The organism is Magnetococcales bacterium (assembly GCA_015231755.1).
In the GTDB taxonomy this organism is placed as follows: domain Bacteria; phylum Pseudomonadota; class Magnetococcia; order Magnetococcales; family Magnetaquicoccaceae; genus Magnetaquiglobus.
This window is the reverse complement of record JADGAZ010000001.1, coordinates 287,768-309,908: the sequence shown is the minus strand read 5'-3', so window position 1 is coordinate 309,908 and position 22,141 is coordinate 287,768. Positions and strand designations below refer to the sequence as shown.

The window sequence follows — 22,141 nt, the reverse complement described above, 5'->3', positions numbered from 1 at the left end:
GCATCAACTCCGTAATCTGCTCTTGCTGTCGGGCAACCAGCACCCGTAGTTCCTGGTTTTCTTCCCGGAGACGCTGATTCTCGTCACGGAGGCAACGGTTCTCCTCACGGAGGTTCCTGTTCTCCTCGACTAAAAGCTGAATGTTCGATTCCATGATATCGTCCATGGATGAAAATCTGACCGTCAATAATCACATTGTCAAGGCTTGGCACCTTCGTTTCTGATCTGAACGGTTACGTAGGATTTATGCGTAATTCCGGTCCTGCGTCTGATATGGTCGGCGACATCGTCTTGCCATGCGCCTCTATGGACTTTTTGAAATGCTGAGCCAGTATTCAGGTCAATCCTACCATAGCTGGTTTTATAGAGCTTCGGTGCGCTCTCTGCGTCGTCATGCCAGATGTGACAATAGCCGTTGTGGCTCCAGTCGGCGACAAGAACGGGGGGAGTACTGGCAGTACCGATCCGCATAATGAGCACTGCCTGTGTCTGGTCCTGGATGGAGCCAGATTCAAAAACACCAAAGCCCAGCTTCAGTTTCCGGGCATACTGGATACCTCGGTTGCCCAAAACGACCCAGGCTTCCTGCATAAATTCGCGGTCGTAGTATGAGCGCCAGAATTGTTTGCGCGCCTCCCACATGTGTCTTTTGTCGGGAGAGACGACCGCATCAACAACAGCAAAGAACTGCTCCAGTGACGCTTTGGTCAGCCATCTCAGCATGACCGATAATGCATCCTCGGAAACGCCTGACCAAGTCAACCGACTGAGGCGCGGGTCTTTGAACATCCCGATCAAGATAGTCGTGATCCATTCTCGCGTCTCGTCTGTAGGCGTTAAGTTCATCCACGGCATCAGCATCGCATCGGCGAACGCCATTTTGACCTTTGGGAACTCGCCGAACAAAAATGTTTGTCCATCCTGGCTGGCCCACGACGCGAGACGGCGGAGTTCAGAAATATCGGCAACTTCACGGTTTCGTTTTTCCAGACGCTTTCGGGTTTGCAGACAAGCGACGTAGAAAGCAGCAGCAAGAATGTTTGCGCGTGCCAGTGTACCCGTGAACCCCAGGCTCTCCAAAAGTCGATGCGGCTCAATTTTTGATGTCATTGTTGCTGTAGCCAACTTCACTGGTGCCGCATCAATGTCGAATAACTGATGTTCATAATGACGCTCTCCCCATACACCACACTCCTCGATGTGTTCAACAAGGCAGGCTGCGATGAGATGGAGACCAGGTTTTTTTTGGCTGAAATGGGTGAGGTAATAACGGGCCAGTCGTTTCACCATCACCGCTGAGCCGAGCTGTTTCAGCCGCGACAAATAGGCGGTGACGAAACCATCCTTTTCCACAAGTGGTGATTCTCCCATGGAGAGGCATTCCGAGACGTAGCGCCACTCAACCGGTTCAATTTTGTTCCAATCTCCATCCGTGTATGCAGTGACTAACTTGGCATGCAAATACTCCAGGTCGACGGGAGGGCGGGGCGGACGGGGCGGAGCGGTGACAATAACCAGCATTTTCTTTTCAGTTTTACTTTCAGGTGGCAGAGAGAGGCTCAGGGGTCGCCAACCTGACAGTAACTCACCAACGGCATCCAGAATGCTCATGTCCCGCTCTCCCGCTGTGCAGCCGTGCCCTCTCCGCGCAGTTCGATTGCTTTTGGAGGAGACATGATGAACCGGATATCAATGCGGCGGTTTTGAGCCTTTTCTTCAGGCGTAGAGTTCGCGTTCAGTGGGCGTTGCTTGCCATAGCCGGAAAGACTGATAATGATCTGTCCATCTCGGTTCTTCAGGGCGACGAGTGCAGGACTGGCTTTCTGGAGGAATTCAAATGTGGACAGAGAACGCTGGAACGACAAATTCCAGTTCAGGTTATCCTCGCCGTCGGTATCAGTGTGCCCCTCGACAAAGACGGACTCGACCTGATGCCGTATTTTTCCGCACGCAGGAGTTGCTGAATCGGTGTAACAGGGCAGTACGCGAAAGAGGGCCTTCGACAAAGAGACGACAGCGTTCTGTCCGCGTACCGATAAGGCCGACTTGCCGCGATCAAACAGAATTTCTTCAGGAAGCCGCAGGATACCATTATCCAGATCGATGACAACAGTCACTCCCTCAGCATCCAACGCCTTTTTGATATCTTGAAGAATTTTCCCTCTCGTCTCTTCAGCGTTTGTGAGATTTTCTACCACTTCGATTTTTTTGACGGCGGCTTCGTTGAATTTCATGGCAAAAAACATCAGCATGATGATGAACAGGAACAGCATACCGACCATCATGTCTGTCATCGACACGAAAAAGGATTCCTCGTCGTGCGCTGACTGTCGCTGATTTCTGGCCTGGAGCGCCATTGTCAACTCCCTCTCATAGTTTTCGCCAGATCCGTCATTGCGTCCACCGTCGATTGGAGTTCATCGACGTTCCCGGACAGATGCCCGACGATTTTTTCCACATGAGAATCAATTTTGCCAATATAGTCAGTCAACTTCCGGGCGTGTTCATCCGTACTCGTAATAACGCGGCGGAAAACGGTTTCAATACCGGCATCGACACCATCAAACCTACCGACGTGACGCGCCCAAATCATTTGCAGTTCCTGCCCTGTTTTCTTGAGTTCCTCGGCCAGTCGCGCCGTTTCTCGTTGACTGTCGGTCAGGCCGCTGACAGCGGTTCCCACCACGGTCGTTATCGATGCCAACGAACGGCTCATCAGTTCGCCCGTGCGCGTGAGAGGCTCGCTTGCTGTCGTGAGCGCACGAGCGGAACCAGTCATGGCGGTCTCGGTATCTCTGGCGGCACGTGTTGTATTTTCAAGCGCCGTGGCATGGATCCCGATCCGCTGTTCGACGGTCCGCAACGCGCCGCCCAACTCATCAATCTTCAGCCACAATTTATCCACCGTCTCCCGGAAGTTCGTGAGCACCTCAAACGAGCCGACCACGACCTGTTCTGCCGCCTCTTTACCCTTTTCCGACATGGTTTTGCCTACGTCCTCTGCAGCTTTGCCGACACCGTTCTCAGCCTGCCGACCCGCGTCGATAATACTCTGCACCGCTGTTGCGATCTGCTCGGAGTTGCGATTCACCGCTTCTTGCATGGCGGTCGCAGAGGACAAGAAACGTTCGGTCACATCATCAGCGGACCTAACCGCTCCACGCTCCAGATTACCAGCCACGTCGGCGACTGTGCGCGACATCTGTTCAACCACGTCTCGTAAGGCATACATGGTCCTGCTGGACTCAGCCGACATCTCACCCGTTACCCCCGTTGTCGCCTTGACGAGCTTATCCACCACCAACTCAATCGCCTGGGCGTTATTATTGGTCGCTTGCTCAATACGCTTGACCGCTTCCGCAATTTCCCCCCCGAACGCCGTCCCTGCCTGTTTGCCCGAATGGAGCATGGCATCCCCTGCATGCTCCATGGTCTCCTTGACGGCTTGTGCGGCGTCCGATAGTCCCCGGACAGTGGCCTCAAGCTGGGCGTCGAGCTTCTGATGGGTGCTATCGACATTTTTGTCTGCCGTCTCGGTGATGCGATGCATGCCTTCGGTCAGGGCGGCTGCAGCGTTGCGCATTTCTCCGGCGGCATCAGCGATCTGCGCTGGCATGGAGGACAGCGTCTCGGCAACAGCCCTGATTTCCGAGCCTGCGGACTGAGAGATGACGCTTCCAAAGTCGCCCGTCATTTTCCGAATGGCGTCCTCGTTCATCGATGTCAGCCTGTTCGTCATGCTTTCCAGGGTGGTGACTACGGGTGTCATGGCATCGGACATAACCGAAGGCATGCGGTCCGTCAGAGCATGGCTCACCGAATCAGTCATCACGGGCGGCATGGCATTGATTAGCGCATTCTGAAGCGCCTCTGTGATGTTTGTTCTAAATTGTCCGGTAAACTCTCTTAGATGAGTTGATTGATCGCGTATTTCCCGATAGGTGCGGTCGGCGAGGATTTCGGGTGTCACCGTGAGTGTGACGCGCTCAAGGTGACGATTCAGTTCATCGAATTGGGCAGTGACAAGGTGCATGGCGAAACGCTCGCCGATGCCCAGGACAATACCGCAAAGGAGGCCCGCGATTGAGGTCCAGAATTTGAAAGAGGCTGTCTTAAGCAGTTCTGCCAGCGCCTGCTGGATCAGTTTGGCCTGCACTTCGGCTGTAGCGCCATCCACGAGTGTTCCCGCGTTGGCGACGACTTGCTTGATGGTCCCCGATGCCAAGGACAGTGCCGCGACCAGTCCAATAAATGTGAACAGCAAGCCCAGCGAGATAAAGATGCCTCCAAGACTGCTCAGCGACTTTATTCGCAAACCATCGTGTTCAGCATCTGCAGCGTTCAGAAATACGGAGGGACGAACGCAAATCTCGACGACTGATTCACGGGACATCAGTGTCTCGCTGAATTCCATCCAGCTGTGTTTTAAGAACCCCTTATGGGTCATCAGAGCATCGAACTCGTTGAAGCGCTGCGCGAATTCATCGCGGTCTTTGATTCCTGAAAGGAATCTGATCGGACGTCTCAAGACGTTCAGGGCTGGGAATACTGTCAACAGATAGTGCTTGAACAACCTATAAATGGCATATGCCATCATCGCAGTCGCGATGGTTGGGGCCACGTCTTCCTGTCGGAACCAGCCAAGCAGGGGGTCTACAAGCCCCAAAAAGACCGGACCTATTCCTGAAGTTAACCAGTCAATAATATTTATGTTGCTCAACTTGTGTGGTTCCATTTAAGAAATAGTTTTTGTATATTGTAACCGCCAATTGCTCCACGTCAAGCGGGTGGATTGATTTTGAGATGACTCCTTTTTTCTGGACACGGAATTGGGCTCAAGAGTGCCCCAAGGAGGATGTCCATCCTTCGCATTGATTTTCGCGGCGCTGCTGCTGCAAATCGGCGCGATGAGCGCCAAGGAACGGCGGGAACTGCTGGAACAGCTGAAAACGAATCGCCTCTCTACGCCTTGAGCATTGTTCGCTCAGGTTGATCCATCCGAATGGTTCAGCGCCTGCTGAATGGCCCTCAACTCCTCCCCCAGCATCCCGGCCACGACTTCCAGCATGCTGGCCTTGAGCGGGATCGTGCCGCCTCCGCAGCACTCCAGAAGCTGGGCAAGGGCCATGGCCCGACTCATGTGAAGGTTGGCCCGGTCCAACGCGGCCAGATCAGGTGGTGATGGAGGGGTGGTCATCGTCAGCTCCTTCAAGTTCATCCTGCAAAGCCCATCGGGCGGGGCCGGTCGGGCTTGGCCTCGCACTCCTGGCGCAAGGCCGCCAGCAACCACGCCTGGGTCGGTTTTTTCACCAGTACCCGGAACCGGCGCACCACGGTCGCGAAGTCACCGGGAGTTAGGTTGGTGAGGGCAGCCAGTTGCCGACGCAGTGCGGCGTGATCGGTCGCCGGGGCACTGCCCAGATCAGCAGCCACCTGGTTGAAGAGTTTCAGACTCTGTTCGGGCCGCAAACTATTGAAAGAAATCTTGAGGTCGAAACGGCGCAGGGAGGCCCGGTCCAGTGCTTCAGGGAAGTTGGTGGCGCAGAGGAAAATCCCCTCGAACTGCTCCATTTGTACCAAAAGCTCGTTGACCTGGGTGACTTCCCAACTCTGGTTGGCCCGCGAGCGCTCTTGCAGGAAGCTGTCGGCCTCGTCCAGGAACAGAAGCGCCCCTTCCTGCCGGGCCTGCTGGAACATCTCGGCGATGCGCTCTTCGGTGCCGCCCAGGTAGCGATCCAGCAGATCGGACGCCTTCTTGAGGCGCAACGGGCGTTCCAGGCGTTGCGACAAGTGATGGACAAAGGCGCTCTTGCCGCTGCCGGGCGGACCATGGAGTAGCAGCGTGGCTCGGCCCTGACGGCGCAACCCCGTCACCAGGGCTTCCAGATCGCAATCGACGTTGAGCGCCTCCAGATCGTAACGGACGACATCGCGTCCCGACCGAGGAACCTGCCCGCCGAGTAACCGCAAGTTGAGATCGAGCACTCGCTCCAGCACCTCAGTCACCGGGAACTCCGGGAGCGCCCCCAACGCCGTGGCTACCTTGGCAGCAACCCGGATGTGACCGGGGGCCAACGCCTCCTGCCCGGCCACGCGGTTCAGCCAGGCTTCCGCCACTGGCAGATCACCGACGTAGCGCCGCATGATCCGCTGACGTGCCGAGAGAGGTGGGACTCCGACCTCCAGAATCAGGTCAAAGCGCCGCAAAAAGGCCGGATCGATCTGCCGAACCGCATTGCCGATCCAGAAGGCGGGTACCGGGTTGGTTTCCAGCATCCGGTTGATGCGCGACTTCTGCATTTCGTTCCGCTGCAAATGAAGGCCAGGAAGCACCGGTTCGCGGGGGAAAAGATCTTCAACCTCGTCGAAAAGAAGCAAATGCCCGCGTTCCCGGCCCAGCAAACGCTGATTGAGCCAAAACGCATTGAGGCGCTCGCTGCCGTTGAACTCCTCACCCTCTCCATCCTCGTCGTTCACTTGGTAGAGGGTGGCCCCCAGATGATGCGCCAGCACCTTGGCCAGCTCGGTCTTGCCGGTGCCGGGCGGGCCGTGCAGCAGCACGTTGACTCCGACCGTGCGTTGTTCCAAAGTGTGCTTCAGGTAGGCCGCCAGCATGGCCAGCTCCTGGCCCAGATGGTCGTAATCAGCGAGGGTCAACTCGCTGGGGGTCGTTCGTTTGAGGAAGCAGGAGAGGAATGCTGCTGCCGAGTCGTGCTCCGAGGCCAGGGCGTTCTCCAGCTTGCTCAAGATCGTGAACTTGTGGTCGATGGTGGTGCGACGAGTCTCCAGGGTGAGCAGGCCGGAACTCATCAGCGTGGCAGTCGGATGCAAGGTGCGGTTGACCTCCTTCGGGTCGCGCTCCAGCATGGCGGCAATCCAAAGGGCCACATCGCGGTTGTTCAGCTCCGACCCCACCAGGTCGAGCACCGACGAGAACCAGTGGTTGGTTTTGCAGAGTACCACCAGCTTCAAGATCTCCCGCGCCACCGGGGTCAGCTCCAGGAGCGACCCCAGCCAGCCGACGTTGCGGTCCACGAAGGTGGCGGGGTGCCCCTCCTGCCCGGCATCATCATGCTGCGCCAGGGCGGCTTGCAACCACTCCAGCAGGAGCCGGGCGGTTCGGTCATCGAGCGGGGTCTCGCGGGAATGGTCGGACACCTGCGGCAGGTCGGACAGGCCGATGGCTTCAAACACCTCGGACTTAATGAAAGAACTCTCCTTGAGAAACCCGGTGCGGGCCGGAGTGGCAAGCAACGCCCGCAAGGCCCAGACCCGGCCCTGATGATCCTCGATGGCCGGACCCGCTTCCCGGAACCTCGGCGATCTCTTGCTGCGCACTGGCATGGCACACCTCCTCAGCCCGGCCCGGTGATCTGAACCTGGAAAGCCCCCATTGCCAGATAGGAGAGGAAGTTGCGCTCCCAGATCTGGTAGAGCGAACGCCCCTGGCTGATCGGGTACTCCCGGCCCATGTGCTGGAAGAGGCCGCAGCGAATGTCCCAATCGAGTTCCTTCTCCAGTTCGGCGTAGCCGGGCGGGCCAAAATAGGCGAAGTCGGTCAGGTAGTGGATTTTTCCCAGGGGGTCGATCCCGATCTCCACCGGGTGAAAGCCGCCCTGCTCGGCGCTGTAGTTCGGGTCGCGAAAGTTGAGGATGATCGCGCCGGAGAGATTCTTCCCGCTCTCGTGGATGATCTGGGTGAGCGTTTTCCCCATCCGAGGGGAGATCGGGATCGGGTACACATCGGGGCCGGTCAGAACTGTGATCATCGGATGATCTCCACTTGGTAGATTGCCTCGTCGTAGATGTGCTGTAGCTGCGCCACAGCCATCGAGTTGTTGTAGAGGTGGTTGGTCACCGGATCGCGTTCCTCCTGGTAGGGGAGGAAGTGATGGGCGCCGCTGCATGCCAGGAACAGGGTTCCCGCCTCTCGTCCGACCGCCACCATCCAGTGATCGGCGTCAGAGAAACAGGCGGTATGCGCGGCCTGGTTGACGGCAAAAACCACCACCGAGCTGTAATCGTTCTTGTTGCGGAAGGCACTGCCGCTGATCCGCCGCACCCGAAACCGCTGCCGGTGGGTGTTGAGGAGCGCGAATACGTGCTCGAAGAAGGCATCGGTCACCTGTTGCTCGACGCCCGGCTTCAGGGTCAGTCCAGATCCGGTGCGGTCCAGGTAGTTGACGGGGCTGGGGGTGATCGAGATGATCCTCTTCCAGCGCTCATGCATCCGGTAGCGCCCAACATAGGCGAACAGCCCCAGATCGGGGGCGAGCAGGCTCTTGCTGGCGTTGACCATGGCGTAGAGCAGACAGGCCCCGTCCAGCCAGCCTTGTGGGAGGATCTTGAGTTGCATGCGCTTCTCGTGCGGTACGGACGTAATCACAAGCTCTGTCGGTACGGCAAAAAACAGAGCACTCTGATCATATCTTAACTTATATTATAACGCATTTCAACGATATATATCATATTGCAGGCTGTGCAGGTGATCTCAGGCAGGAAAAAGCTGGGGGCGTAATGGCTGGAGAGGGTTTATTTCCGTTTCCTGGTCGGTGTGGGTGGGGTCTCGGTTTTTCGGGAATCTACCCATGCAAAAAATTTTTCGACATGGATCAAGACCTTTCTGCCAACCCGGCTGATCGCCCCGGATGCCGCCAAGCCATTGGTCTCTTCATGGAAGATGAAGTGACGCACACCCCCCACCGTGAAGGAGGAGTAGGCGGCGCAAAAATCCTTAACCGACAGATGGGTCTGCATGGGAATCGGCAGGGATGGAGGCGTCGGATTGGTTGGCGGCGCAGTCCGGCGTTGCCTGGGGCATGAATGACCAACGGCACCTTCAGACGCCACCGGAGTTGCCGTCTCCGTTCGACCAGCCAGAGATGGTTGTTCCTCTCCGATGATCAGTTCCAGGAATGCGGGGACGGTCAATTTCTTGAATTTCTTGATGACGTTGATCAACGCATCGCAATCGACCTGCATCTCCCGGAGTGGAATGCGCTGAGCGCTGCGAACCACGCGTTCCGCCACATATCGGTTGCCTTCATAGAAGCTTTGCAGAAGGGTTTTGTGATGCGCCTCGCCGCTGATCTCGTCCCATCCACCCTTTTTCAGGACGCGCTTCAGCAAATTCGAGGCATTTGAGTCCTCGATCGCCAGTTCACCAGAGATCAACACATAGTTGTTGGAACGGTTGAGCATGCGGCTCAGGTGCCGGATGATCACGGTTTCGTCCGCCTTGGCTTCGGCGGCCCAGAGCTGAATCAAACGCGGCAATGACAGTGGGGTATCATCGGAGCCGAACAGTTCCAACTCCTGAGCCATGGGGGTTGGACCAGCCTCAAGGGGTTCGCTGTGCATCGTTCACCTCCTGAATCGAACGAAAGATTTTGGCGTTCATCCGCTCCACCACCCCGGCGGTGTGCGCTTCGGAAAGGTGGGCATACCGTTTGACCATCTGCAAAGTCTTGTGCCCCAGAACCTCGGCGATTTCCGCCAGGCTTGCGCCATTCATGGCCAGGTAGGAGGCGCAGGAGTGGCGCAGGTCGTGAAAGTTGAAATCCGTAATCCCCGCCTCGCGCAGCACCCGTTCCCACGCCTTGCGGAACTCCCAGGGGGCTTTGCCGTCCTCACGTGGAAAACAAAGGTCGGTATCACTCCGACGGGTGGCAGCAAGCGCCTTCATCTGCTCCAGGGCCACCCCGACCAACGGCACCACCCGCGTCTCACCGTTCTTGGTGTCCAGCAGGGTAATGCGCGAGCCTGTCAGGTCCACCTCGCGCCAGGTCAGACCGAGAATCTCGCCGCGTCTGGCGCCGGTGGAAATCGCCACCAGGATAATGGCCATCAAGGCGGGATCATCGGCCTTTTGGCAAGCCTCCAGCAACCGCTCCCGTTCGTCGTCCGACAGAAAGCGGACCCGACCCCGTGGCTCTCTCAGCTTGCTCACCTTGCGGAAGGGGGAGGCATCCACCCATCCCCATTCATTGATGGCGATGGTGAAGGCATGGGAGAGAGAGGCAAGATAACGATTGACCGTCGCCGGACTGCGCAGGCTCTTGCGTGGCGTGGTCTCCTTGGCGAGTTTGTCCCGGTATTCAGCGATCACGGAAGGTGTGATGTCGGCCAGCACCACATGGCCGAGCTGCTCCTTCCACCAGCGCAGGTGGTTGTTCTGATTGTAGGCATTCTTCGGCTTCCGGGGCAGGATCTCCTCGATGTACCGATCCACCAGCTCGCCCAGGCTCTTCTTTTTCGCCGTTGGCGTCTTGAAGTAGCGTCCCTCGCGCATTTCTGTTTCGAGTTGCTGCGCCCAGCGCTTTGCGTCGGTCTTACGCGCAAAGGTGGCGGTTTCGGTCGGGTACCCCTTGAGGCGCACCTGCACCCGATAGTGAATCTTGCCGTCCTGGGTCTGTCGTTCCTGAATGTAGGCCATGCTGTCCCTCGCAGGAAAAGCGCGTCGGTGTAAAAACGGTGTCAAAGACCGAATTTGATGCCTATCAACATACCATAATCAAATACAAAATGTCAAATTTCAGAAATATTGGTGCAATTTGGTGCAGAATGCGAGTACGGAGTATCGTGCAGGAGAAGGTTGGGATTGTAGAACAAGGAGGTCAGTCCAGGGGGAGATGTTTTGCGGTGTGATGTGGTGCTGAGTGGTGCAGTATGGAAAGCTACTGCACCACCAATGCACCATATGCTTGATCGGTTGAGCTAAAAAACTCGTCCAACCTATTGATGTCACTGGAGCCGACGCGGGGAATCGAACCCCGAACCTACGGATTACAAATCCGTTGCTCTGCCAATTGAGCTACGTCGGCTAAGCCAAAACAAAGTGCGCACCAGTATACCAACGATGCCCGGATCGGGCAAGCGCACGGGTGGATGGTTGGGTGTATTTTTCCCCGGTTCGGACCCCACCCTCCTCCGACTGTGAAGAGATGACCAACTTTTCACTCAGGTTTCCCCTCCTCCCGGTCGATATGCCCTCAACACCGGAAAGAATCGGGAGCCAACCCCGCGTTAATTAATGTAAAGTATAGAATCTGCAAAAGGATTCACGCGATGCCAAAACCTGACAAAAGGGCAAGACTGCTCGGACCTGTATTGATGGGTTCCATTCTGTCGCTCTCCGTCTGGTTACATCCAGGTCAGGGGAGTGCGGATGTCATGTCGTTCTGGCAGGCGATCGATACCGCCCAGGCCAGAAATCCCCAAATTCACCGGGCCGAAGCCGTTTTGCGGGCCGCCCGGGAGGACAATCCCAAAACCTTCGCCAAATTGCTGCCCCAGGTCAACGTCCGGGGTGTGGATGTGCTGCGGCAGGGAACCCACTACACCAACCTGCGCACCGCCCAACACGCCGATCCCAAAACCGTGGCCTTCACGGTGGATCAACGGCTGTTCAACGTCCCCAGCTGGATCGATTACTCCCAAAGCGATCTCCATGTGGAAGGGGCCTACGCCGACCTGATGTCCATGCGTCAGGAGATTGCCCTGCGGGTGGCCACCATCACCGCCAACTGGTTGACCGCCAAAGAGGTCTATGATCTGGCGCTCAAATACATCAAGGTCACCCAGCACCACCTGGAAGAGAACACCTTGCGTCTGAACGCCGGCGAATCCACGGAAACCGACGTGCAACAAGCCGCTTCCCGGGCGAGTCAGGCCCAGGCCAGTCTTCAGGATGCCATCAACACTCTGGAAAAAGAAACCGCCTTCTTCCGGGAAGTGGTGGGGGCCAATCCCGAACCGGGACTCGCCCTGCCGGAATACACCTGGGAAGAACCCGCCGATCTGGATGCTCACATCTGGAAATGGATCGAGGATCGTCCGGAAATCTGGGCTGCCCGTGCCCGGCTTTCGGAAAGCGCCATGACCGAACAGATGGAACGCTCCGCCCATCTGCCCACTTTGGATTTCAACTACACGGCCAGCCATACCTGGGACAGCGAACTGGGGGGATCCTCCGGGGTTTCCCTCAAAGACGATGAAAATGCCCACTCGGTGAGTCTGGTACTCAACGTGCCTTTGTTCCATGGTCTGGAAACGGTCAGCAGAACCCGCGAGGCCAAGGCCATGAAAGAGGCCTCCATGACCGAACTGGACCGCCTGCGCACCCTGGCCCGACGGGAGGTGGAAGAGGCCCGTTTTGATCTCAAAAACAACAAGTCCGCCATCATCGCGTTGGAAAAGGCACTGTCATTCAGCGAAAAGGCCGCCGCCGGCCTGCTGGAGAGCTTCCACGCCGGCACCCGCACCCTGTTGGACGTGCTGGATTCCCAGTTCGAGGTCCACTCCCTACGCACCAATCTGGTCCGGCACCGTTATCAAGCCCAATTGGCGGTGGTGCGTTTGTGGAAGAGTCTGGGACGTTCCCTGGAAGCCACCACCCCGGCGCGCATCGGCACCCATGTGGAGTCGGTCCAGAACACCGAGGCCGGACGGGATACGGTGGTCAAACAGGTCCACGAAAAGGCCCGACAGGCCATGGGTCAACACACCCCATCCGAGGCCGACGAAGCCATTCTGGTGTTGATGAACGAACTGGAAGCGGAGCAGTCCGCCCCTCCCGAAACCCATGGCCAACAATCCCGTACCTTAAGCGAATTCCATCAGCCCCGGACCCCTCAACCGCCAGTCCGGCCCGACGAAAGCGTCATGACCGCCAACAGAAGCGACAAACCTCTGCCCAAACGGTTTCCCCCAATCCGGGACGAGGGAGGATTCATGGTGCATGTGGGCAGTTTCGACCAGGAGTCCGAGATGGTTCCCATGATCCAATCCCTGGCGGATGCCGGCATTCCAAGCTGGTCGGAACGAATCAAGTCCCCGGACAACCGGGAGATGACCCGACTGTTGGTCGGACCCTTCGCCTCCCACGCCCTGGTCATGGAGGCCATGACCACCATCAACAAAAAAACCGGCAACTCCGTGGGTTGGATACCGGTTCTCACCAGAAGCGGTGCACCGGATGGAGTTGTCTTGCGCTTCACTCAGACACTGGAAGATCTGATCCCATAAATCCCCGCCCCCATGTTCGGAGCGGATCACGCCGTCGCGCACCCGGTCAGGACAAGACGTACCGGATGCGCGACGGCGTGACCCTTCAATCCACCACTCAGGCGAGAGCGGCCAAAGCCTGATCGTAATCGGGTTCCTCGACGATCTCCGGCACCTGCTGGGTATAGACCACCTGACCAGCACCATCGATCACCACCACGGCGCGGGCCAGCAGACCGGCCAAAGGACCATCCACCATGCGCACGCCATAGGCCTCACCGAACCCTCTGGCCCGCATTTCGGAGACCGAATGCACCGAGGCCAGACCTTCGGCGCCGCAGAACCGTTTGTGGGCAAAGGGGAGATCCAGGGAGACACACAGAATGACGGTGTTGTCCAATTTGGCGGCCTCGGCGTTGAAACGCCGCACCGACATAGCGCACACCGCCGTATCGATGCTGGGGAAGATGTTCAACACCAACCGTTTACCCGCAAAACTGCGCAACGTCACATCCGCCAGATCCGTTCCCGTCAGACAAAAATCGGGGGCGGTGGAACCCACGGCGGGCAAAACGCCACAGGTGTGGATGGGATTTCCCTTGAAGTTGATCTGGGCCATGGGCGAAGACTCCTGAAGGCAATGATTGCAAGATGGAAGACCAAAAACCTCTTAAGATTAGGCCCGGAATCCGCTGCCGTCAATCCCGCCATCCGCCACTCAAACGCCTCCCGGATTCCCAACCAAAAAAATGTGGAACTTATGCCAGCTTCAGAGAGTCAATCAATCCGTTCTTGGAGAATCAAAGCAACCATCCTTAGGATCCACCATCGGAGAAACACACACCCATGAAAGCCAATGTCGGCGGTATTGATCGTATCTTGCGCATCGTTGTCGGACTGGTGCTGCTGTCTCAGGTTCTTTTCGGGCTGCACACCCTGTGGGGTCTGATCGGCATCGTGCCCCTGCTGACCGGGATATTCAAATTCTGCCCCTTTTATCCCCTGCTCGGCATCAACAGCTGCGGCTGCGATTCCCACTAAAGAATCCCGGCCAACACCCTGGAGGTCGATCTCCCCACGGCCGCCAGGGTGATTTTTTTGTTGTCCTTCCAACAAACGAATAAACACTCATAAAAATTGATTGCATCCAACACGGTGATTCCCCTACACTGATCCACCAGGACAACCCGATTCGGTTGTCACGGGATGTCTCTTCCAAGGGAGTCGGGGGGCATGGGTGGGGGGCATGGGGATGGATATACCGGTTCAGCCCAGGGGTACACCCTGGTGGAACTGCTGGTGGTGGTGGCCATCGTCGCCGGACTGATGGTCATGGCCGCTCCGTTCCTGTCCCGGATGCTGCAAGACAATCGTCTGATCACCCAGATCAATCGACTCCATGGCACACTCCAGTTCGCCCGCACCGAGGCGATCAAGCGGGGAAGCAGCCTCACGGTATGCGCCGCGGCCAACGGCCTGACCTGTGGCGGCAGTTGGCACGACGGCTGGATCGTCCTCTCCGGTACCGGCATCCTGCGGACCGTTCCAAAACTGACCGGAAACACCACCCTCTCCTTCATTCTCACGGCGGGAGGGGCGAGTGATCGCATTGTTTTCAACGCCCGCGGGTTCAGCCCCAATCACGCCGGCACATTCCGCCTGTGCGACTCCCGGGGGGCCGGATCTGCCAAGGGATTGATCACCGCCACCACCGGACGCCCCCTGCTGGCCACGGACCACACGGGCAACGGCATCGCGGAAGACGACACCGGAAGCGAGCTGACATGCCCATGATCCCTCTGCCGGACCGGCGCGCCGGTTTCACCCTGCTGGAGGTGCTTATCACCCTGGTGATCGTGGCGGTGGGATTGCTCGGACTGGCCAAACTGCAATTGAACGCGATCCGGTTCACCCAAAGCGCCCAACTGCGCAGTCAGGCGCTGCTGCTGGGCAACGACATCCTGGAACGGATGCGGGCCAATCGCACCATGACCATGAATGGCGCCTACGCCATCGCCTTTGAAGCCATCCAGCCAGTTCCGCCCGACTGCCTGACCGCCACCTGTACCCCGGCCCAACTGGCCAGCCACGACCTGAACCGCTGGAAACTGGATCTGGCCTCCCTGCTTCCCGACGGCGACGGGGAGATCACCCACATCGACTCCGGCGGTCAGGAGAGCCTGTTTCACATCGCCATCCGTTGGGATGACGACCGACGCCACACCATCGTCTCCTACAAGACCTTTTCCCTGGAGTCCGAGCTGTGAGCCCCCCCGGACCCCGCCATCCCCAGCGCCAACAGGGCTTTTCCCTGCTCGAAATCCTGATCGCCCTGGGGGTTGGTCTGATCGTCATCACCGGCATGCTGACCATCCTCTCCAGCACCAAACAGACCTATCGACTCCACGACAATCTCGCCCGAATCCAGGAAAATGGCCGTTTCGCCATGGAACTGCTCTCCCGGGAACTGCGCATGGCCGGCTATTGGGGATGCGTTTCGGACGTGACGCCCATCAATGTGCTGGTCACCCCCAACGCCTTCTCCTGGGCCTTCAATACCCAGGTCACCGGCTTCGACAACAGCACCTACGCCTCCTGGCCTGCCGCGTTCCGTTCCGCGGCACTGCCGGGCACCGATGCCATCGTCGTCTCCGGAATCGATCCCACCGCCTATACCGTGGAATCCCACAACCCCTGTTCCGCCCAATTCAAGATCGCCCAAAGCCATGACCTCAACCCGGACGAGGTGGCCTTTGTCACCGACTGTGTGCAAGGCGCGATCTTCCAGATCACCAATGCCAACCAGAACAACCGCACCCTGGTTCACAACAGCGGCACCGGCAGCATCGGCAATGTCACCAAGTGTCTGGGGGGGAATTGCGGCGGGGCCTGTGCTTCCGCCTGGCATGCCTATCCACCCGGATCCATGCTGGCACGCATCCGGGCCATGGCCTTTTTCATCGGCACCGGACTCAATGGTGAACCGGCACTGTATTGGGAGATGCTCAACCGGGGGGATTCCACCTCCCGGGCCGAACTGGTCAACGGGGTGGAAAACATGCAGATCCTCTACGGCCTCGACACCGACTCGGATCATGTGGCCAATCAATATCTCACCGCCAACGCCGTGGAGGGTTCCGGCAACTGGTCACAGATCGTCAGCGTGCGCATCGGACTCCTGCTGCGCTCACCGGAAAACGTGCGCTCCGCTCCGGATACCACCCCCTACACCCTGGCGGAAACCGTCATCGCCACCAGCAGCACCCCCGTGACCCATCCCGCCGACTCACGGCTTCGCAAGGTGGCCACCACCACCATCCAGTTGCGCAACTGAAAGCCCAATCATGACCACGCTCCCACCATCCCAGCGGGCACGCCCCGGAGTCCACGGTTCGCAACAAGGTTCGGTGTTCGTCATCGCCTTGGTGCTGCTGGGCATCCTGACGATCCTGGGGATCACCGGAGCGAAAAACACCGCCTTGGAAGAGAGCATGGTCGGCAACACCCGGGACCGGCAATTGGCCTTCCAGGCCGCCGAAGCGGCCCTGCTGGCCGGGGAACGGCTGGTGGAAAACGGTCATCCCCCTTTCACCTCCAGTTGCGAGTCGGGTTTCTGCACCCAGGGCTGTCCCTCCCAGCCCCGCTGGAACGATCCCGCCTTGAACCTCTGGAACACCCCATCCCGTCATCGCACCCATGCCCTGACCCTGAGCGGAGTCCGCACCCCCCCGGCTTTCATCGTCGAGGATCTGTGTGAGTTCGGCTCCAAGGCGTGGCGGGATGCCAACCCGGGATGGACCGATCTGCCTCAACGCCTTTATCGCATCACCGCCCTGGGCACCGGCGGCACGGATCAGGCCAAGGTAATGCTGCAATCCACCTACGCGGTCACACGGGTGGTGGATCCGGCCTGCGCCCTGTGTGATCCGGCTTCACTCCCCGGCACCACCAGTGTTTCCACCAGCACCACCTCATCCGTGCCCGCGACCAGCACCACCTCATCCGTGCCCGCGACCACCAGTACCACCAGTACCACCAGTACCACCACTTCGACCCCGGTCACCACCACGTCAACCACCACTTCGACCCCGGTCACCACCACGTCAACCACCACTTCAGCCCCGGTCACCACCACGTCAACCACCTCGACCACCACCACCACGGTCCCGGTGAGTACCACCACCACGTCGGTCTACGATTGCCGTTGCAAAAAGTCTTCAAGCAACTCGGGTCGCAAAACAAGCAATCAGCCCGCCTGTTGCACCAACGCCATGTGCGACACCCATCGACCGGCGAACTTCTCCAGCATGGCCATCGATGCCATCTACTGGACCACCTGTTATTGATCACCCCAGGCCCACGAGGCGCGACCATGAATCCCGATCCCGATCCATCCGCTTCCCGCTTCCCCCGGCTCTGGAGGTTGTTGTTTTGGTCTCTGCTCTTGCTCCCCTGGATTCCCACGGTTCAAGGGGCCACCAACGCCGACTTCGCCGCTCTGCCCCCGACCCTGCCCACGCTGGTGGATCCCAACGTGATGCTGAATCTCTCCATCGAGACCCCCATGCAAGGGGCGGCCTACAACGATCAACCGAACGGGGCGGTGTGCGGGGGACGGATCAACGACACGGGAGGCACGGTGGGGGTGTGTTACACCCATGCCAATGAATACATCGGCTATTTCGACCCGAACAAGTGTTACAGCTACACCAACAGCCGCTTCGAGCCAGCCGCCTTGGCCGCTTCCCACCAGTGCAGCGGTCAATGGAGCGGCAATTTTCTCAACTGGGCCAGCATGACTGCCATCGACGAATTCCGCTGGGCCTTGACCGGTGGCCATCGTCAAAGCGACACCACGGCCTTGACGGTGCTGGAACGATCCAACATGGGACTGGCCAAGGGGGACTCCTGGTTTCCGGTCAAGATGATCACCGCCAGCCGCAACGTCGCCCCATCCACGGTCACCCCCTACGCCGACAGCAAGATCTACCTTTACAATCATGGCACCCAACTGGATGTCGGCACCACCTGGGGCGGAAGCGAAAAGGTGGCCAATCTCAATCTGCGGGTCAAGGTGTGCGACTCCGGCGTCAGTCTGGAAGAAAACTGCGTCTCCTACGTCACCCACCACAAGCCCCAGGGACTGATCCAGAACCATGCCTACCGGATGCGCTTCGCCCTGATGAGTTATACCCGCGACAACGCCCTCTCCCGGGACGGGGGGGTGTTACGGGCCAACATGAAATACGTCGGCCCCCTGCGCCCAGGCGCCAACGGCGGTCTGGAAGCCAATCCCAACGCCGAATTCGATGCCAATGGCCTGTTCGTGGCCAATCCGGATCAGGTCGCCTTGAGCGCAGGAATCGGCAATTCGGGGGTGATCAACTATCTCAACCAGTTCGGAGCCAATGGCTACAAATCCTACGATCCGGTCGGGGAACTGTTTTACGAGTGCATCAACTATTTCAAGCACCGCGCCCCCACCAGCGACTATTACACCGGACTCACCGATGCCCAGAAGGATGGCTTTCCGGTACTCACCACCTGGAACGATCCCATCCAGCACGCCTGTCAGCAAAACTTCATCATCGGCATCAACGACGCCAACCCCTGGCTGGACAAACAGCTTCCCGGCTCGGCCCTGACCAGTTCCAGCTATTTCGGTCTGCGGGCCCTGGCCCAGGACGCCACGGATTTCGGCAATCCCGCCAACGCCGATCCGGCCATCAACGTCACCACCCTCACCAACACCGTCGGCACCCTGCAAGGACTCACCAACACCTCTCAGTGCGTCGGCTGCACCAGAAACGTTTGCGACATGAACGCCACCTCGAAATTCATTCCGGCTCTGGGAGAGGTGTTCGGCAGTTGTCCGTATCCGGGCAAGGAGAACTCCTATTACATCGCCGGGCTGGCCTATTATGCCCGCAGCCGGGATCTACGCCCGGATCTGGCCGGAGACCAGACCATCAACACCTTCATGGTGGATACCCAGGAGTACAACGCCACCCCCCTCACCGGTCCGATGAACATGTTGTGGCTGGCGGGCAAATACGGGGGCTTCAAGGAGCTGGACCATCTGGACACCAACGCCGACGGCAATGCCAACGAACCCAACCTCCCCGCCGAATGGGATGCCAACGGCGATGGGGTGCCGGATCATTATGTGCTGGCGTCGGACCCGGACAAACTGGTGGATGGCCTCAACCGGGCCTTTGCCAACGTGCTGGAACGGGTCAGTTCCGGCACCTCGGCTTCGGTGGTGGCCAACAGCTATTCGGGCATCGGAGCGGTCTATCAGGCGCTTTATTTTCCCAAGGTGGACGCCGACGGACAGCAGATCCAGTGGGGAGGCACCCTGCATGCGCTGTTCATCGACGCATACAGCCGTTTCCGGGAAGACGGGAACGGAGATGGCACCCTCGACGATTGCCTGACGGATCCGGTGGTGGATCTGTTTTACGACACCACCAACAACGTCACCAAGATCAGACGCTACGCCACCCCCGCCAACTGCGACACCACCGGAGCCACCTTCCAGGAGCTTCACATCGAGCAACTGCGTCCGATCTGGGATGCCCGCAACCAGTTGGCGCGCATCGCCAATCCCGTTACCCAACGGGACTACGCCACCCAGCCGGCCATCAGTGGCCGTTTCATCACCACCTGGATCGACACCAACCGCAACGGCGTGGTGGACCCGGGAGAACAACGGGACTTTTCCCCCGCGACCTTCACCGCAGCCGCTGATTATGCGTATCTGCGGGCCGCGAACGCCACGGAAGCCAGTCAGATCGTGCGCCACATCCGGGGAGAAGAGATCGCCGGTCTGCGGGCCCGCACCGTGGATTACGACGGATCCGGCCCCAAGGTGTGGCGTCTGGGGGATATCATCCACTCCACCCCTGTGGCCGTGGCGGCCCCCGGAGAAAAATACGGCGTGCGCCACGACACCCTCCATGGAGACACCTCTTTCCGGGACTTTCGCACCCGCTACGCCAAACGGCGGCAGGTGATCTATGTCGGGGCCAACGATGGACTGTTGCACGCCTTCAACGCCGGATTCTGGAACGAAAGCGACAAAAGTTTCCACACCGTCCAGGATGCCAGTCTGCAACACGCCCTCGGGGACGAACTGTGGGCCTATGCGCCCTTCAATCTGCTGCCGCACCTCAAATGGCTCACCACCATGACTTACAGCCATGTCTATTACATGGACGGCTCCCCCAAGGTGTTCGACGTGCGGATCTTTCCCGAAGACGCGGACCATCCCGGCGGATGGGGCACCATCTTGGTGGCGGGCATGCGTCTGGGGGGCGGCCCCCTGGATCTGGACAACAACGGGGTGGCCGACACCCGTTCCGCCTATGTGGTTCTGGACATCACCAATCCGGAAGTGCCCCCCACGGTACTGGCGGAACTCACCCATGCGCAGATGGGTTTCACGGTGTCGGAACCGACCCTGGCGGTGCGCCGCGCTCCCGCGGAAGACGGAGACTGGAACCACCCCACCCGCAACGACTGGTGGCTGTTTCTGGGATCGGGGCCCACCCAGTTGTCCACCGTGACCTCCACCCAGAATGGGCGACTGTTTGCCTATGATCTGCGCAACCGGGGCTGGGTGACGGGTCTGGATCCGTTGGATCCTGCCGCCACGCTGCCGGTGGGCACCAGCAGCGACGGCATCACCACCAGTTTTCTGCCCGCCCTGGTGGCGGTGGATTGGAATCTGGACTATACGACCGACGCCTTGTATGTGGGCAGCGACGGCTGGAAAGCCGCCACCGCCACCCAGGTGGGACGGCTGATGCGGCTGGATCTGACGGACTGGGATCACCCGACCCTCACCCCACTGTTCAATCCGGGCAAACCATTCAATGGCCGCCCGCTGGCGGTGCGTGACGCGGAAGGGGCACACTGGATCGTGGCCGGCAGTGGACGGCTCTGGACCACGGCGGACAACGCCACCACGGGACAACAGACCCTGTACGGTCTCAAGGATCCGGGAACCGGCCAGGAGATCACCACAGCTGCGTTGCAGCAGGTGACCGGAGTGATGGTCTCGGCGACCCAGGCGGTGCTGGATACCCAGAATGTTCTGCCGCTCATTCCCCACCCCATCACCACCTACGAAGGATTGACAGGGCTGATCCGGGAAAAAGCGGGCTGGTTGCGCCATTTCACCACTCCGGCGACCGGACCTGCCGAACGGGCTCTTTCGGAGATCGGACAGGTGGAACGGCTGGCCATTTTCACCCTTTACACCCCCCCGAGCCAAACCTGCGAGGCGGAAGGCAGCGGATCCCTCAACGTTTTGTGTTACGGCACCGGCACCGCCTGTCCACCGGCGGCCCTGAGCACCACCGCCCTGACCGTCGGCGGCGTCCAGCATCAGGTGGTGATCGGGTCCGTGGGTCTGGGGACAGGCATCGCTTCGGCGCCGGTGATTCACCATGGCAGCGGATCGGCCAATCCCACCCTCATCACCCAGTCTTCCACCGGGGCGCTGACCCGTACCCAGATCACCCTCCCCGCTCCCCCCAATGGTCGCCTCTCCTGGCGGGAGATCGAATCGGAATGAGCCTCCCCACCCCCAACCCGACACCCCCGCTCCGGAGTCATATCCCCATGTCCCCTCGCACCGCATCCCAGGGCTTCACCCTGATCGAACTGCTAATCGTGCTGGCCATTGCGGCGGTACTGGCGGTGGTGGCCGTGCCCGCCTACCAAGACGCGATGATCAAAGGCCGCCGCGCCGACGGCAAGGCCGTGTTGATGCAAGTCGCCAACCTCCAGGAGCGCTGGTACACCGAAAACATGACCTACACCGCCAGCATGACCACTTTGGGATTCGCTTCCGACCCGCAGTTGTCAGAGTCCAAACATTACGCCGTGGCGATTCTCTCTCCGGTGGCGGCGGCAGCGGTTTTGAACACCCCGTGTCCCATCAGCACCTGTTTCGTGGCGGTGGCCACCCCCCAGGCGGGTCAGGCCAAAGACGGCAAACTCGCCTTGAGTTCCACCGGGGCGAACTTCCATGACGCCAATAATAACGGAAGCTATGCGGATGCAGGCGAAAACGCATGGTGAACGCTGAGCCTCTCCTTTGATCACCAATCTGCTCTTGTTTTAATCA

The 22,141-nt window shown here is 59.1% G+C and carries 18 protein-coding genes and 1 tRNA gene; 8 read left to right on the top strand and 11 right to left on the bottom strand.

Annotated elements, in window-relative coordinates:
• Positions 1 to 198: 198 nt before the first annotated feature.
• The 10 genes from HQL98_01425 to HQL98_01380 form a co-directional block, all read right to left on the bottom strand.
• Complete coding sequence (locus tag HQL98_01425) at positions 199 to 1,611, bottom strand: hypothetical protein (GenBank protein MBF0270722.1); 1,413 nt, start codon at positions 1,609 to 1,611, stop codon at positions 199 to 201.
• Positions 1,608 to 2,357 (bottom strand): OmpA family protein, encoded by a 750-nt coding sequence (locus HQL98_01420; protein MBF0270721.1) that lies wholly within the window; start codon positions 2,355 to 2,357, stop codon positions 1,608 to 1,610. Before HQL98_01420 ends, HQL98_01425 begins: the two co-directional genes overlap by 4 nt.
• A 2-nt stretch (positions 2,358 to 2,359) precedes the next feature.
• Positions 2,360 to 4,720 carry a methyl-accepting chemotaxis protein gene (locus tag HQL98_01415; protein ID MBF0270720.1) on the bottom strand — a complete coding sequence of 787 codons (2,361 nt, stop codon included), beginning with the start codon at positions 4,718 to 4,720 and terminating at the stop codon, positions 2,360 to 2,362.
• 264 nt (positions 4,721 to 4,984) lie between these two features.
• Complete coding sequence (locus tag HQL98_01410; protein MBF0270719.1) at positions 4,985 to 5,197, bottom strand: hypothetical protein; 213 nt, start codon at positions 5,195 to 5,197, stop codon at positions 4,985 to 4,987.
• Positions 5,198 to 5,214: 17 nt separating this feature from the next.
• Positions 5,215 to 7,344: an AAA family ATPase gene (locus HQL98_01405; protein ID MBF0270718.1), complete on the bottom strand. Its 2,130-nt coding sequence runs from the start codon at positions 7,342 to 7,344 to the stop codon at positions 5,215 to 5,217.
• Positions 7,345 to 7,355: 11 nt separating this feature from the next.
• The gene (locus HQL98_01400; protein ID MBF0270717.1) at positions 7,356 to 7,769 is read right to left on the bottom strand and encodes a DUF2787 family protein; all 414 of its coding nucleotides are present in this window, start codon (positions 7,767 to 7,769) and stop codon (positions 7,356 to 7,358) included.
• Complete coding sequence (locus HQL98_01395) at positions 7,766 to 8,356, bottom strand: hypothetical protein (GenBank protein ID MBF0270716.1); 591 nt, start codon at positions 8,354 to 8,356, stop codon at positions 7,766 to 7,768. The genes HQL98_01400 and HQL98_01395 overlap by 4 nt, the downstream gene beginning before the upstream one ends.
• Positions 8,357 to 8,532: 176 nt before the next feature.
• On the bottom strand, positions 8,533 to 9,225 hold the full coding sequence (locus HQL98_01390) for a hypothetical protein (protein MBF0270715.1): 693 nt from the start codon (positions 9,223 to 9,225) through the stop codon (positions 8,533 to 8,535).
• A gap of 115 nt (positions 9,226 to 9,340) precedes the next feature.
• Positions 9,341 to 10,435, bottom strand: coding sequence for a site-specific integrase (locus HQL98_01385; GenBank protein ID MBF0270714.1), 1,095 nt, complete (start codon positions 10,433 to 10,435; stop codon positions 9,341 to 9,343).
• A 312-nt stretch (positions 10,436 to 10,747) separates the two neighbouring features.
• Positions 10,748 to 10,823: transfer RNA gene (locus tag HQL98_01380), tRNA-Thr, on the bottom strand.
• 349 nt (positions 10,824 to 11,172) lie between these two features.
• Between HQL98_01380 and HQL98_01375 the strand changes: the two genes are divergently transcribed.
• Positions 11,173 to 13,026: a TolC family protein gene (locus tag HQL98_01375; protein ID MBF0270713.1), complete on the top strand. Its 1,854-nt coding sequence runs from the start codon at positions 11,173 to 11,175 to the stop codon at positions 13,024 to 13,026.
• Positions 13,027 to 13,123: 97 nt separating this feature from the next.
• On the opposite strand, the gene tpx is transcribed toward HQL98_01375, so the two are convergent.
• Positions 13,124 to 13,624 (bottom strand): thiol peroxidase, encoded by a 501-nt coding sequence (tpx, locus tag HQL98_01370; GenBank protein ID MBF0270712.1) that lies wholly within the window; start codon positions 13,622 to 13,624, stop codon positions 13,124 to 13,126.
• A gap of 227 nt (positions 13,625 to 13,851) precedes the next feature.
• On the opposite strand from tpx, the gene HQL98_01365 reads away from it, so the two are divergent.
• The 7 genes from HQL98_01365 (at position 13,852) to HQL98_01335 (ending at position 22,095) form a co-directional block, all read left to right on the top strand.
• Entirely contained in the window at positions 13,852 to 14,046 is a 195-nt protein-coding gene (locus HQL98_01365) for a DUF2892 domain-containing protein (GenBank protein MBF0270711.1), read from the top strand.
• 192 nt (positions 14,047 to 14,238) lie between these two features.
• Entirely contained in the window at positions 14,239 to 14,799 is a 561-nt protein-coding gene (locus HQL98_01360; GenBank protein ID MBF0270710.1) for a GspH/FimT family pseudopilin, read from the top strand.
• The gene (gene pilV, locus HQL98_01355; GenBank protein MBF0270709.1) at positions 14,790 to 15,272 is read left to right on the top strand and encodes a type IV pilus modification protein PilV; all 483 of its coding nucleotides are present in this window, start codon (positions 14,790 to 14,792) and stop codon (positions 15,270 to 15,272) included. Before HQL98_01360 ends, pilV begins: the two co-directional genes overlap by 10 nt.
• Positions 15,269 to 16,339 (top strand): PilW family protein, encoded by a 1,071-nt coding sequence (locus HQL98_01350; GenBank protein MBF0270708.1) that lies wholly within the window; start codon positions 15,269 to 15,271, stop codon positions 16,337 to 16,339. The genes pilV and HQL98_01350 overlap by 4 nt, the downstream gene beginning before the upstream one ends.
• 10 nt (positions 16,340 to 16,349) lie before the next feature.
• Positions 16,350 to 17,351, top strand: coding sequence for a hypothetical protein (locus HQL98_01345; protein MBF0270707.1), 1,002 nt, complete (start codon positions 16,350 to 16,352; stop codon positions 17,349 to 17,351).
• Positions 17,352 to 17,377: 26 nt separating this feature from the next.
• Positions 17,378 to 21,586 (top strand): hypothetical protein, encoded by a 4,209-nt coding sequence (locus HQL98_01340; GenBank protein ID MBF0270706.1) that lies wholly within the window; start codon positions 17,378 to 17,380, stop codon positions 21,584 to 21,586.
• Positions 21,587 to 21,633: 47 nt separating this feature from the next.
• Positions 21,634 to 22,095, top strand: coding sequence for a type IV pilin protein (locus tag HQL98_01335; protein MBF0270705.1), 462 nt, complete (start codon positions 21,634 to 21,636; stop codon positions 22,093 to 22,095).
• Positions 22,096 to 22,141: the final 46 nt, after the last annotated feature.